General features: G+C 65.4%; 14 protein-coding genes. 10 read left to right on the top strand and 4 right to left on the bottom strand.

Annotated elements, in window-relative coordinates; genetic code table 11:
* The first annotated feature begins 9 nt into the window (after window positions 1-9).
* From QW845_RS29355 to ggt, 6 genes are read left to right on the top strand one after another with little or no spacing between them, the layout of a single operon-like run.
* Window positions 10-732 carry an ABC transporter ATP-binding protein gene (locus QW845_RS29355; RefSeq protein WP_315804995.1) on the top strand — a complete coding sequence of 241 codons (723 nt, stop codon included), beginning with the start codon at window positions 10-12 and terminating at the stop codon, window positions 730-732.
* A complete protein-coding gene (locus tag QW845_RS29350; RefSeq protein ID WP_315804994.1) occupies window positions 719-1,417 on the top strand; it encodes an ABC transporter ATP-binding protein in 699 nt (232 codons plus the stop codon). The genes QW845_RS29355 and QW845_RS29350 overlap by 14 nt, the downstream gene beginning before the upstream one ends.
* Before the next feature lie 10 nt (window positions 1,418-1,427).
* The gene (locus QW845_RS29345; protein WP_315804993.1) at window positions 1,428-2,294 is read left to right on the top strand and encodes a branched-chain amino acid ABC transporter permease; all 867 of its coding nucleotides are present in this window, start codon (window positions 1,428-1,430) and stop codon (window positions 2,292-2,294) included.
* Between the two features lie 4 nt (window positions 2,295-2,298).
* Window positions 2,299-3,306 (top strand): branched-chain amino acid ABC transporter permease, encoded by a 1,008-nt coding sequence (locus QW845_RS29340; protein ID WP_315804992.1) that lies wholly within the window; start codon window positions 2,299-2,301, stop codon window positions 3,304-3,306.
* Window positions 3,307-3,312: 6 nt separating this feature from the next.
* Window positions 3,313-4,812: an amidase gene (locus QW845_RS29335; protein ID WP_315804991.1), complete on the top strand. Its 1,500-nt coding sequence runs from the start codon at window positions 3,313-3,315 to the stop codon at window positions 4,810-4,812.
* A 21-nt stretch (window positions 4,813-4,833) separates the two neighbouring features.
* On the top strand, window positions 4,834-6,456 hold the full coding sequence (gene ggt / locus QW845_RS29330) for a gamma-glutamyltransferase (protein WP_315804990.1): 1,623 nt from the start codon (window positions 4,834-4,836) through the stop codon (window positions 6,454-6,456).
* A gap of 265 nt (window positions 6,457-6,721) precedes the next feature.
* On the opposite strand, the gene QW845_RS29325 is transcribed toward ggt, so the two are convergent.
* Complete coding sequence (locus QW845_RS29325; RefSeq protein WP_315804989.1) at window positions 6,722-8,302, bottom strand: endonuclease/exonuclease/phosphatase family protein; 1,581 nt, start codon at window positions 8,300-8,302, stop codon at window positions 6,722-6,724.
* Between the two features lie 24 nt (window positions 8,303-8,326).
* The gene (locus tag QW845_RS29320; RefSeq protein WP_315804988.1) at window positions 8,327-9,064 is read right to left on the bottom strand and encodes a hypothetical protein; all 738 of its coding nucleotides are present in this window, start codon (window positions 9,062-9,064) and stop codon (window positions 8,327-8,329) included.
* 171 nt (window positions 9,065-9,235) lie between these two features.
* Here QW845_RS29320 and QW845_RS29315 point away from each other — a divergent pair, with 171 nt between their 5' ends.
* From QW845_RS29315 to QW845_RS29305, 3 genes are all read left to right on the top strand, one after another.
* The gene (locus tag QW845_RS29315) at window positions 9,236-9,883 is read left to right on the top strand and encodes a hypothetical protein (protein WP_315804987.1); all 648 of its coding nucleotides are present in this window, start codon (window positions 9,236-9,238) and stop codon (window positions 9,881-9,883) included.
* Between the two features lie 216 nt (window positions 9,884-10,099).
* Complete coding sequence (locus tag QW845_RS29310; RefSeq protein WP_315804986.1) at window positions 10,100-10,438, top strand: hypothetical protein; 339 nt, start codon at window positions 10,100-10,102, stop codon at window positions 10,436-10,438.
* 69 nt (window positions 10,439-10,507) lie between these two features.
* Window positions 10,508-10,963, top strand: a complete 456-nt coding sequence (locus QW845_RS29305) for an RbsD/FucU family protein (RefSeq protein ID WP_315804985.1) — start codon at window positions 10,508-10,510, stop codon at window positions 10,961-10,963.
* Window positions 10,964-11,234: 271 nt separating this feature from the next.
* On the opposite strand, the gene QW845_RS29300 is transcribed toward QW845_RS29305, so the two are convergent.
* Window positions 11,235-11,612 carry a hypothetical protein gene (locus QW845_RS29300; protein ID WP_315804984.1) on the bottom strand — a complete coding sequence of 126 codons (378 nt, stop codon included), beginning with the start codon at window positions 11,610-11,612 and terminating at the stop codon, window positions 11,235-11,237.
* 416 nt (window positions 11,613-12,028) lie between these two features.
* On the opposite strand from QW845_RS29300, the gene QW845_RS29295 reads away from it, so the two are divergent.
* Window positions 12,029-12,181, top strand: coding sequence for a hypothetical protein (locus QW845_RS29295; protein ID WP_315804983.1), 153 nt, complete (start codon window positions 12,029-12,031; stop codon window positions 12,179-12,181).
* Window positions 12,182-12,406: 225 nt separating this feature from the next.
* On the opposite strand, the gene QW845_RS29290 is transcribed toward QW845_RS29295, so the two are convergent.
* Entirely contained in the window at window positions 12,407-13,192 is a 786-nt protein-coding gene (locus QW845_RS29290) for a GNAT family N-acetyltransferase (protein ID WP_315805067.1), read from the bottom strand.
* Window positions 13,193-13,312: the final 120 nt, after the last annotated feature.

Genomic DNA, 13,312 nt, shown 5'->3' with positions numbered 1-13,312 from the left:
AATGGCCGCGTGCTGCGTGTAGAAGGTCTCTGCAAGAATTTCGGGGTTATCCGGGTTGCGGATGACCTCGAATTCGAGCTCGCGCGCGGCGAGTGCCTCGGCGTCATTGGTCCGAACGGAGCCGGAAAGAGTTCGGTACTGAACCTGATCGTCGGGCTGATCAAGCCGGATGCCGGCACGATCATGCTCGATGGCCGCGATATCACCGCCGAGCCGCCGCATCGCCGGGCCCGGCTCGGCATCGGCCGCGCCTTCCAGATTCCGCAGCCATTCCCCCATCTGTCCGTCTATGAAAACGTGCTGGTCGCCGCAACCTATGGCGGCCGCCTGCACGGCGCCGCGGCCACCGACTGGGCCATGGAGGTGCTTGGCCGCACCTCGCTCGCCGGCAAAGCGGATCGCGTCGCCGGCGCCTTGCCGCTGATCGACCGCAAGCGGCTCGAATTCGCCAAGGCGCTCGCCTCCAGGCCGCGCCTGATCCTGCTCGACGAGATCGCTGCCGGACTGACCGAGCCGGAGGTCGAGCGGCTGATCGACATCATCGCGGGCGTGAAGGCCGATCACGCCATGATCTGGATCGAGCACATTCCGCACGCCCTGCGCGCCGTCGCCGATCGCATCCTCGTGCTGAATTTCGGTCGCAAGGTGCTGGATGGACCGCCTGCGGAGGTGATGGAGAGCCGGACGGTCAAGGAAATCTACATGGGGCTCGCGGCCGATGACATTGCTTGAGGTGGCGGGCCTCGACGTCTTTCACGCCGATCTGCAGGCGGTGTTTGGTCTCGACTTTACGGTCGCCGAGCGCGAAGCCGTGGCGCTGGTCGGCGCCAATGGCGCTGGCAAGACCACCTTTCTGCGTGCGCTGGTCGGACTGATCGACAGCAAGCGCGGCAGCGTCCGGTTCGCCGGCGGCGACATCGTGAACATGCCGGCCGAGCGCATCGCGCGGCTCGGCCTCGGCATGGTGCCCGAGGGGCGCATGCTGTTCGATACGCTGACCATCGAGGAAAACCTCCTGATGGGGCAGGTGAGCAGGCGGCCGGGGTCGTGGACCCTGCGGCGCGTGTACGACCTGTTTCCGGCGTTGCAGGAGCGGCGCAACCACATGCCGCGGCAGCTCTCCGGCGGGCAGCAGCAGATGGTCGCGATCGGCCGCGCGCTGATGTGCAATCCGCGCCTGCTGCTGTGCGACGAGATTTCTCTCGGCCTGGCGCCGGTGATGGTGGAGCAGATCTACGGCGCGTTCGCCGACATTCGCAGCGAGGGGACGGCGCTGGTGCTCGTCGAGCAGGACGTCAAGCGCGCCGCGAGTGCGAGCGACCGCATCTACTGCCTGCTCAAGGGACGCGTGTCGCTGTCGGCGAGCGCAGGCGAGGTCGGTCTCGCCGAGCTGACGCAAGCCTATTTCGGAATGTAAGCGAGGGGACATGGCCTGGTTGGAGACGCTGGTGAACGGGGCGCTGCTGGGCGGGCTATACGGCCTGCTCGGCATCGGGCTTGCGCTCGTTTTTGGCGTGATGCGGCTGGTCAACATTGCCCATGGCGAGTTCATGGTGCTGGCGGCCTATCTCGCCGTGATGCTCGTCGGCCTGTTTCCGCAGGTGCATCCGCTGTTCGTGCTGATCCCGGTTGTGGTCGCGGCGTTCGGCGTCGGCTATCTCTATCAGGCAGCTATCATGAACCGGGTGGCCCGCGCGCCGGACCCGCTGGCGCCGCTCTTGCTGACCTTCGGGGTTTCGATCGTGCTGCGCAACCTGATGGTCGAGATCTTCGGCGCAGACGTCAGGGGATTGCAGCTCGGCGAGCTCTCCCGCGCGAGCATCAGTCTGTTCGGGCTGACCATCGGCGTCATGCCGTTGCTGACGCTCGGCGTGGCCGTGTTGTTGTTCCTGCTGCTGCAATGGGCGCTCAAGCGCACGGTGTTCGGCCGCATCGTGCGGGCCACCGCGGACCGGCGCGACATCGTCCGTCTGTTCGGCGTCAGGCCGGACATGGTCTACAACTACGTCATGGGCCTGTCGCTGGCGCTCGGCGCCATCGGCGGCGTGCTGCTGGCGGTTCGCTCGAGCTTCACCCCGTTCTCCGGCGTCGAACGCCTGCTGATCGCCTTCGAGGTCGTGGTGCTCGGCGGCATCGGTTCGTTCTGGGGCGCGCTGCTCGGCGGCATCGTGCTCGGCATGGCGCAGCTCGCCGGCCTGAAATGGGACGCGAATGCGGGCCTGCTCTATGCGCATCTGTTGTTCTTCGTGATGCTGCTGATCCGGCCCGCCGGCCTGGTCGCGAGCAGGGCGTGATCCGATGAGAGCAATCGTGATCTCCTCGACCATCGCCGCGGCGCTGCTCGTCGCCGGCCCATGGCTGCTCGGCGAGGGCACCTTGCGGTTTGCGACCGAGTGCCTGCTGGTGCTGGCGATGGCGCAGATGTGGAATCTGCTGGCCGGGTATGCCGGGCTGGTGTCGTTCGGTCATCAGGTGTTCGTCGGCATCGGCGCCTACGGTCTGTTCCTGATCTCCGATACGTTCGAGCTGTCGCCTTACTGGGTTCTGCCGGTCGCGCCGCTGGCGTGCGCGACCGTCGCTGCGATCATCGCGCTACCATTGTTCCGGCTGCGCGAGGCGTATTTCTCGATCGCGATGTGGGTGTTCTCGGAGATCGTTGCCGCCCTCGTCATGAAGGCCGGCTGGCTTGGCGGGACGTCGGGCCTGCCGCTGAAATCGAGCCGGCTCATGGATCTCGACTGGTTCGAGCCGGCGCTGTTCTGGATGGCCGGGACGCTGGCGCTCGGGACAATCGGCGGCCTGTTTGTTCTGATGCGCTCCGGCTTCGGACTCGGCCTGATGAGCGTGCGCGACAACGATCTGGCGGCAATGAGCGTCGGCGTCGACGTCCAGCGCAATCGCTTCATCGTGTTCGTGTTGTCCGCCGCCGGCTGCGGGCTTGCCGGCGCGGTCTCCTTCCTGGGCAACCTCTATGTCTCGCCCGCCGCGGCGTTCGACGTGAACTGGGTGGTCTACATGATGTTCGTCGTGATGATCGGCGGCATCGGCACGCTCGAAGGCCCGATCATCGGCACGGTGATCTTCTTCGGCTTGCGCGAGCTGATCACCGACCAGCTCGGACTATCCGCCGGCTGGTACCTCGTCGCGCTGGGTTCGGTCGCCGTGATCATCATGTTGTGGTCGCCGCGCGGGCTGTGGCCGCCGCTGCGCGATCGATTCGGGCTCAATTTTCTCGGCGTCGGCCGGACAGCCCCTGCCGCGCCCGCGCTTGCTCCGCTGGCCGACAAGGCCGGACAAATGGGATAATGCGCCATGTCTGTGAACGGAATGCCGACCACCGCGACGGCTCCCGACGAGATCTGCTTTCTCAGCGCCACGGAGCAGCGCAAGCTGCTCGCCTCGCGGCGCATCAGCGCGCGCGAATTGCTGGACCTGCATCTCGATCGCGTGAAGCGCGTCAATCCATCCTGCAACGCCGTGGTCGCGCTGGATGAGGAGGGCGCGCGCCGTCAGGCCGTCGCCGCCGACGCGATAATGCCGCGTGGCGAGCAGACCGGGCCGCTGCATGGCCTGCCGATGACGATCAAGGATTCCTTCGCCGTGTCGGGCATGGCCGCGACCTGCGGGCTCGAAGACCTGCGCGACTATCGCCCGCCGTCGGACGCCGTCGCCGTGGCGAAGATCCGCGCCGCCGGCGCCGTGATGTTCGGCAAGACCAACCTGCCGGCGGGAGCGGCGGACCACCAGTCCTGCAACACGCTGTTCGGCCTGACGCGCAATCCGTGGGACGGCGAGCGCACCGTCGGCGGCTCCTCCGGCGGCTCGGCCGCAGCGCTCGCAGCCGGCCTGACGTCGCTGGAGCTCGGCAGCGACATCGGCGGCTCGATCCGTGTGCCCGCGCATTTCTGCGGTGTCCATGGTCACAAGCCGAGCTACGGCCTCGTCAGCACCGAGGGCCACATTCCGCCGCCGCCCGGCCATATCGCACCTGCTGAGCTCGGTGTCGCCGGCCCGTTGGCGCGCAGCGCGTTCGATCTCGAGCTGTTGTTCGACGTCGTCCAGGGCATGTCCGAGATCGAGGCTGCAGGGGCCGAGCTGCGGCTGCCGCGCGCACGGCATCAGGATCTCCGCGCCTTCCGCGTGGCGGTGTGGAGCGATGCAAAGTCCTATCCGCTCGACAATGGCTACGCGGCGGCGATCGACGCCTTCGTCGATGATCTCGTTCGCCTCGGCGTGACGGTCGACAGGGAGGCGCGTCCGCCGATCGATCCTGCTGCGAGCTACCAACTCTACCTGCAGACCTTGTTCGGCATCATCGGGGCCGGGCTGCCGCCGCCCGCCCGCGACGCGCTGCTCGCCGCGGGGGAGCAGGCGGAGCAGGGCAGCTACGCGCGCCGCGTCGCCGACGCGGTCAGCCAATCCTTGCCGCAGCATCTCGCCGCGGCGGAGCAGCGCCATCAGCTCTATCGCGCCTGGCGTCGCTTCTTCGCCGACTACGACGTGCTGATCTGTCCGGTGACGCCCACGGTGGCGTTCCCGCACGATGTCGAGCGGCTCGATCTCGCCGCGCAATTCACCCGTCGCCTGGCCGTGGATGGCGGCACAGTTCCGTACATGGACAATCTGGCCTGGCCCGGATTGGTCACCGTCGCCAACCTGCCGGCCACGGCCATTCCGACCGGCCGCAAGGTCGGCAGCGTCCCCGCCGGGGTGCAGGTCGTGGGACCGTATCTCGGCGATCGCACCACGCTGAAGTTTGCCCAATTGGTCGAGCAGGCCCTGGGCGGCTTCGCCCGGCCACCCGGCCTCTGATTGGCTGTCAAAGGATCTGTCATGGACATCAGCACCGGTCGGCCGGTTACGCTTGCGCCCCGCGGAATGGTGACTTCGCCGCATGCGCTCGCTTCGAGCGCGGGGGTCGACATCCTGCGCGCCGGCGGTTCCGCGGTCGATGCCGCGATCGCGACCAGCGCCGTGCTGTCGGTGGTCTATCCGCACATGACGGGCCTCGGCGGTGACGCCTTCTGGCTGATCCATGACGGCCGCAGCGGAGCGGTCAAATTCCTGAACGGCGGCGGCAAGGCAGCCGGATCGGCCTCGCTGCCGGCGTTGCGCGAGAGAGGGATCAGCGAGATCCCGCTGCGCGGCATCATCCCGGCCACGCTGACGGTGCCGGGCGCGGTTGCCAGCTGGACCGAGGCGCATCGCGCCTTCGGCTGCCTGCCGCTCGCCAAGGTGCTCGAGAACGCCATCGCCTACGCGCAGGATGGCTTTCCCGTCACAGCCCGGCTGGCGAGCTTCATCGAGCTGATGCGTGACGAGCTTTGTCGCCAGCCGGAGGCGGCCGCGCTGTTCATGCCCGGAGGCGCAATCCCCGCGGCGGGCGCGAGGCTCGCAAATCCGGATCTCGCCCGGACGCTGCGCGCCATCGCGGACGCGGGCTGGGCCGGCTTCTATGGCGGGCCGGTGGCCGACGAGCTGACGCGCGTTTCGCGCGAGGCGGGAGGCTTTTTTGGCGACAGCGATCTGGCACGGCAGCGGGCGGGCTGGGGCACGCCGCTGGTCGGCCGCTACCGCGGCGTCGAGATCTACAACACGCCGCCGCCGACCCAGGGCTTCTCGGTGCTCGAGATGCTCAATCTGCTCGAGCCTCACGGACTGCACGAGAAGGATCTGCTCGGTCCCGACCGCGTGCATCTGATGGTCCAGGCCAAGCAGATCGCCTATCACGACCGCGACCGCGTGCTCGCCGACCCCGCCTTCGTCGATGTGCCGGATCAGGAGCTCATTTCCAGAGCCTATGCGGACAGCCACGCCGGACTGATCGATCCTCGTCGCGCGCTGCGTTGGGATCAGATTCCCTCCTATGGCAGCCTGGCCGGCGACACCGTCTATGTCGCGGTGGTCGACGGCGACGGCAACGCGGTCTCGCTGATCCAGAGCCTGTACGGTGCGTTCGGATCCTGCCTGGTCGCCGGCCGCACCGGAATCCTGTTGCAGAATCGCAGCGCGTATTTCTCGCTCGATCCCGACCATCCCAATCGGCTCGAGCCGGGCAAGATCCCCTTGCACACGTTGATCGCCTCGATCGCCAAGCGCGATGGCCGGCTGTGGAGCGTGCTCGGCTGCATGGGCGCGGACGGGCAGCCGCAGATCCAGCTCCAGCTGTATTCGGCGATGATCGATCACGGCCTCGACATCCAGGAGGCCATCGAGCTGCCGCGCTTCCTCTCCGGCCGCTTCGGACTCGGCGAGGCCCGGGATACGCTTCACATGGAAGGCCGCTTCCCGGAGGAGACGGTCAGCGAGCTGGCGCGGCGCGGGCACATCATCAACCGCTGGGGCGCATGGAACGAGATGGCCGGCCACGCCCACGGCATTACGCGCGACCCGCAGAGTGGCATACTGGCCGGAGGTTCAGATCCACGGAGCGACGGTGCGGCCCACGGTTGGTAGTTCGGCGCGGACGTCGGAGGGGGCGACCGCTGTAGCGTGGCCTGCCGTTTACCAGGTCGAGTGCGAAGACGCCTCAACTTGGCTTCCCGCCGTCGAGCGCTGCGCAGACGGCCGGGTCGGCATTGTCGACTGAGCGACCCATTCAGTGACTTGGAGCCTCTTGCCGCGCTTCTTGAACACCCTGTGTGTTGTGTCTTGGGCTAGTGCCTTGGGCTAGTGCCTTGGGCTAGTGCCTTGGGCTAGTGCCTTGGGTTAGTGCCTTGTGTTAGTGCCTTGGGCTGGCGAACAAAGTCGTCTCCAATCCGATGTGGTCCGAGAGATAGTCCTGCGGGCCGGGGGTGACGACCCAGCGAATGCGTGACTTGAAAGCGCGCCGGCGCACACGCGAGACGTCGAGATTGAAGCCGTGAAATGCAGTCGCACGTTCCATGAACAGGTAGTCGATCCTGGACCCGGTGGGATTCGCGTCGTCCGGCTGCATGTCGTCGCAGTAGTAATCGACATCGTCCGACATCGTTGGCGTGGCAAGGGCCGGATCGTAGGCTTGCCGATATGCCTCGCTGGCGCGATAGACCTTACAGTTGGTATTGAAGTCGTTGTAGATCGGCTCGTCGCCCTCGCCGTGACGGTCGGTCAAACCATCGCTTTTCATCGTATCGAACGGGACGGTCCACAGGTCATAAAAGCCGGCCTGCTCCATCGCCGCGACCAGATTGTGGTATTCGTCGGTGTCCGCGCCGATGTTGAAATCTCCGGCGACAATGGCCACGTTGGATGGAAGGTGCGTCGCCTTGATGAAGGCAATCAACTCGTCAATCTGCCTGCGCCTGACGTCGATCTTCTCCGCGTCGGTCGGGCCGGGCGACAGAAGGCCGCCGTCGCCGGCATAAACGTGCGTCGAATATAGCTCGATCGCACCAAAGCCAACCGGGATACGCGTGAGCTGCACCCCCTTGTTCGCCCATTTGTCGGAATCGAACATGTAGCTCATCTCGCATCCGCCGGGCATGACTCGCGACACGCCGTCCGCGGCATAGACATGCCCGCCGCCATTCTCGATCGTCCGCGTCGGGCTGAGTACGAGAATCCCACTCTGCAGCTGCTTGTAGGCGAGGGAGCCGGTCGGTCCCTCGACATGCTGCGCGGTGCCATGTGCCAGGATCTTATCCCTCGTATCCTGGTCCCAAGCCTCGACCAGCGATACGAGGTCGTAGGCGAACACCCTCCGGCCGATTTCGTCGGCGCGCTCGGGGATAACCGGCTTCTCCATGGCGCTCACTTCGAACACGCCAAGTACCGGCGCGACCATCTGCATCAGCAGCTCGAATACGACCTCCTCCGGGATCGAGAAGAGGCTTATCAGCCAGTCGAGGTCGGAACTGAGATGTTCGATGATGTATCCGCCGAGCGAGAGGCAGTCGCCCACCAGCTTGCAGGCATCGTTCAGCGGGTTGACGGAAACGCCGCAGACTTCCACGATCGGTGGGAAGATGCGGTCGCAGACATCTCCGATGTCGGCCCCGACCATCTCCAGTGCCTTGCCGATGAACTCGGCCGACGAGACCCCGAGACAAGCCGCGAAGTGGCCCACTCCCCCGGCAGCGGCGACGATCTCCTTCAGTCCGATCTTCGCGCGCAGGCACCAGATGTTGTAGTGCAAAAATGAAATTCGTGTCGTGGAGGGGCCCGACAGGCGCCAAGCTGCGTCGGCGAACGAAGCCGTCGGCAGGGTCGTTCCCGGTGCCGCTCCGGGGTAGCGCAGCCTGGACAAGAGGCTGTGCAGCGATTGCGGCGGGTGAAGTGCGTCGGCCTGCTGCGCGAGCTGATTGAACGACGTGGTGGGCATGCGCGCGTCCTCCTGACTGGTGAATCAGCTTGCCTGGAAGCGGTAGGCGAGCGTCGGCCAGGACAGCCAGCGTTCCGGCGCCCGTCTGACCTCCTGTTCGATCTTCTGGTTTACCCAGGCAGCGAGATCCTCCGGCTGCTTGCCGGCGGTGGGCAGTGTCGCCACCACCTCCACACGGTTGTCCCTGGGCGCTATCAGCGCCAGCGTGTAGCCGTTGCGGATCGCAAGCCTCAGAATGGCGGCCGGGGTCTTGGCGGGGCGCCCGAAGAATGGGCTGCGGATGAACTCGGTGCCCGGATGAATGTTGTCCATCATCGCGAACACGTTGCGGCCTTCGCGCATGTACGCGGCGAGCGCCGACGCACCGCCTTCGGCCCGGAAGTTCAGTGTGGTGCCCGCGTCCTTCAGCTCGGAGAGCCAGGGAGCATCATTCGATACCAGAACGATCACATGCTTTTTTTCCGCAGTGCCGAGCAGGCTCGCGAGCTCCGGGAAGTACCATCCGACAATCAGCAGCTTCTCGGATGCCGGCAGGTTCAGATCGATCTGCCGCGTCTTCCATGCACTTAGATTGCTCATGGCCTCGAGCCAGGCCCGCTGATGAGCCGAGCTGAAATCGGCGCGGGCGCGAGGATGGGGGGCGGCGAGCAGCTTGCCTGCCCAGGCAAAGGCATGGTCCGCGCAGGCCGGAACCGACCTCTCGACTGCGTCGACCTTCAATCCGTGAATGCCGCTCAGGACGGTGTGCAGATCATTGGGCATTTCAAGACCCCGCCAGTTCGCATGTTCTAAGCGCGGCCTGTCGCGCGCCAGAACATCCTACTTGATAGCTAACGGTCGCAGGCGCCAGCCGATGGAGCGTTGACGTGAATCAACCCGCGGCGGCCGAGTTGACGATATTTTAAGCTACATCTTCAACGGGAGGCGGCGAACATGACGAGCGACATCAAACTCACCGACACGTCGGTCATCCTGGAAGGATCAACGACTGTGCTGCAGAGCGGCAACGTCAGGATTCCCGTCGACGCGCAGGGCTATCCCGGCATGCTCAGAATCGAGTTTGACGGCGCGGAGGCCCACGCGGGGCGTCTCTTGCTGGCTCCGGCCTGGCTGGGGCGAGCGATGATGGTATGCAACGTCGAGACGGTGCAGCTCCAGAGCCCGAAAGTGCCCCCGGCGGCGCGCGCGGCGCTCTCGCACTCCCAGGCAGACGAACTTGTTCTCAACGATGGCAAGCATTACGCGGGGGGCGTTTCGATTCACGGTGCTGCGAAACTCGAAGACGTGACCGTCAAAGGCGCCGCGCGGTTCGAGAAAACCGTTGCCGCTCCAGACGGAATCGTGGCCGGTGGCGTTACGATCGCAGTCCCCGCAACGCCTGCACTGCAACCGGGTCCAGTTGCGAGCTCCCACACCAGCATGGAGATCAACTCGTCGACCATTCGTGTGACCACGACCCATGTCGGGATGATCGGGCATCAACCCGCGCCGGACGTCCTCGACCTGGTCGCGGAGATCCGCAGCCTTCGCGACCGGGTGGCCGCGCTGGAGAAGAAGGCCGGGGTTCCCGTGCCGGCCTAGCCTCGAGAGCCTCCTCGCCTTGGTCGCGCCGTGGCAAAGCCAAATGTCATGTGTTGGCGTGATCCAACACCGTACCATGTCGGATGATCGCGAGCTTCATCAAGGTCGCTTCCTCACGGCTGCAAACCATCTCTTGGAATGTCCAGTCAATGGCCGTACGTTGGTGGGCGGGACGGAATTCGCCCAAAGCAAACACCGTGGAGAACAGTTGGTCTGATGGATGAGGACGACCCGAGCGATCAAATCTCCCTCATCGAGCGGCGGATCGAACAGCTTGCCGAAATGGCCGAGCGGTGTCGAAAGATCATCCTGGCCTCGAAGATCGTGATATCCGGCGGCGCCGCATTGCTGCTCGGGGCGGTACTGGGCCTGCTCGGGTCCAATGCGGTCGTCGTCCTCGGGGCGATTGCCGCGGTGCTCGGCGGCATCGTTTCGCTCGGATCGAACGTGAGCACCTTGCGACAGACCATGGCGGCGATGGCTGCCGCTGAAACGCTGCGCGCGGACCTGATTGGCAGCATCGATCTTCGGCTGGTCGGCGAGGGGCGAGCGTAGCCCGCAATGCGATGGCTGCGGTCGCAACTGCCGACATGGTCCGTCCATGAAAACTGACAGGGAGACCACATGCTCAAGGGGATCGATCCGCTGCTCAATGCCGACGTGCTCTACGCGCTCAGAGCGATGGGGCATGGCGACCGTCTCGTGATCTGCGACACCAACTTTCCGGCGGATGCGATCGCGCGGCAGACCGTCTTCGGCGAGTTGCTGCGCATCGACAATGTGAGTGCGGCCAGGGCCGTCCAGGCGGTGCTGTCGGTGCTTCCGCTCGACACCTTCATCGACGATGCCGCCATCCGGATGGAGGTCGTCGGCAAGCCGGAGGAGGTGACGCCGGTGCAGCAGGAGGTCCAGGCGGTGACCAACAGCGCCGAAGGCAGGCCGTGGCCGCTGGTCGGCGTCGAGCGCTACGCATTCTATGAAATGGCCAAGAGCGCCTACTGCGTGATCGCGACCGGCGAGCGCCGGTTCTACGGCTGCTTCATCTTCAGCAAGGGCGTCATCCCGCTGGATGGCGCATAGCGATCACGATGCGGGCTGGCGCGCCGCATCTGGGCAGGGGTGTGCATGCCAGTAGGTCGCGATCGGTCATCCGCCTCGCGTTCGACGCGTCGCGCCCGCCGCGGCTCAATGGGCGTCAGGGGAAGCGACCCGGCGAGAGGTCGGTCTTGCATGTCGCTGCGCTCATGGCGGCTACGGGACTGGTCACGACGGCATAAAAGGGAGTCCAGCGCCGGGCGAGCGCCACGAGACCTCGCCCGGTGCCGCGCCGAGGTTTCAATCAGAAGCGGCCTCAGCGGCAATTCCAGGTCGTGCCCTGCGCGCAGACCGCGTTCGGGCTGTCGCCGCCATAGACCTGATAGGGGTATTCGCCCTTGCGGTAGTAGCCATAGGCGTGGGGGTTCACGCCATAGTAGGCGGGAGCCTCGTAATAGGCCGGGCCGCCATAGACCGGACCATCGTAGTAATCATAGGCGTCGCGGCTTGCGGCGATCGCAAGACCGGTGCCGATGGCTCCGGCCGCCAGCGCCGCGCCGACGGCAGCGCCACCACCGCCGTGCCAGCGCCCATTCCGCGCATCGGCACTGGTCGGGGTCAAGGCGCCGATCGCGAGCGCAGTCAATGAAGCGATTGCGGCCGTGCGGCCGAGCAGAGATTTCTTGGTCGACATGTCAGGCCTCCAGTGAAGTGCGCCGTGATCGGCGGATGTCTTGAGGTGTCCGGCTCTGCCGAGAACTGTTGACGACTGTCAGAAGCGAGGCATGCCGGTAGACGGATGATCAGTTGCCGTGCTGCATCCGACTTCGCTTCAGGCGCCAGCGGCGTTCCCAAAGTGAATGTCAGGGTCCACCGCATTAGAACCGCTGCTGCCCTTTGGAGTTCCGGGTCGCCGACCGAACTTGTGCGCGTCGTCGAATCGCCGTGGAGGTGGGTCTGTCGGCGGATTGACTTCCTGGAACCTCGGCGTTACTTCTCCGGCGTCAGCAGGAGCCACTGATCGACCATCTCGCAAGGGCCGCCGAAGCGGCTCGAGAGGTGGACGGGTGGATATCCGCGAGCCTGCATCGCAGCCTGGATGGGACGCGCGTGGTGAACTACGCGCAAAGCGTGGATCAAGACGCCGCAGCGCGCGTCATCGAGCACCTCATGGCGCGCGGCCTGATCCAGGGCAACAACGCTTTCGGCCAGGCCGACCCTGGCCTCTACGAAGTCGTCTCGACGCTCGAGCGAAAGAGCTGACGACCCGACCACGAGCGCTCGTCCATGAACAGATGCGCGTTTAGATGAGCTTGCGCGACACGTGCGATGGGCTTGCCGGGGCACCGGCCCGCTTGCCTGCGCCGTGAGGATGAAGCGACGGGTCGCCGCAACACCGGCGGCCTCCACGCAAAGCATGCGTTGACGGCCGAAATACCGTGCGCAAGACAACTGATCGATCGCTCAGCGCCAACGTGCTCCATCCGCTCACCGACCGTCCTGCATGAGCTTTTCGAAGCGGAAGAAGTCGCCGTCGTCAGGCATGCCTTGCAGCGGCGGCTGGTGCGGCAGCGGGTTGTAGGCGTTGTAGTACTCGACGATCTTGAAGCCGCATTTGTTGACATAGAAATGAATGTTGCGCTTCTCGAAATAGGGCGTGAAGGTCTGCCAGACCTTTGTGTCCGGATAGCGCGCCTCGATCGCGTGCCAGGCCCTTTGCCCGATGCCGCGGCCATGCTGCCGGATCGAGATGTAGAACAGATCGAGCGAATTGTGATGCGAGATTGGATCGATGGTCAGGACGGCGCCGCCGACGGGTGTGCCGTCCAACAGGATTTGATATGTCACGGCGCCCGCCGCGTTGACTGACTGTTCGATATCGTCGTCGGAGGGGATCGATTGGTCCGGGACCGAGCCGACCTCGTCCATCACGGCGGCCGAGAAGGCCTCCTGCAACTCTCTCTTGAAGCCCTGCAGATTCCGGTTGTCCGCGATCTCGAGTGTCACGCGGCTCTCGCCGATGTCATGAGTCAAAGGCTCTCCTCGCTCCAATAAGCTGCCTATGCGACCTGCGCCACGTGATGTGAACGTCATCAAGCTTACCGCCGTCTGACATGGGCCGAACGGAATCGTCTGGTCGCGCCAGGCGCAAGCGCAGTTTGCCCGCCGGCACGCGTGCGGATCCGGCCGATGTGCACGACGGGCAATCCTCGCATGCCCTCCATGCGCCAACTGGCCGTCGTGCCAGTTTGTCGCGGACTTCTCCCTTGTCACGTCGGGCAAATCACCTCCACATTTCCGGACATCCCGGCTCGCTGAAGAGGGACGTTTCGCGATCGTCACGAGCGTCGAGCCGGAAGATGCGATGGGCGTGTTGCTCCGCAGCCTGGTGTC

Origin of the sequence: Bradyrhizobium sp. SZCCHNS3002 (assembly GCF_032377435.1) — a bacterium.
Classification (GTDB): Bacteria; Pseudomonadota; Alphaproteobacteria; order Rhizobiales; family Xanthobacteraceae; genus Bradyrhizobium.
Note: the sequence above shows the minus strand (reverse complement) of the source record. Positions and strands in the feature narration are given on the sequence as shown.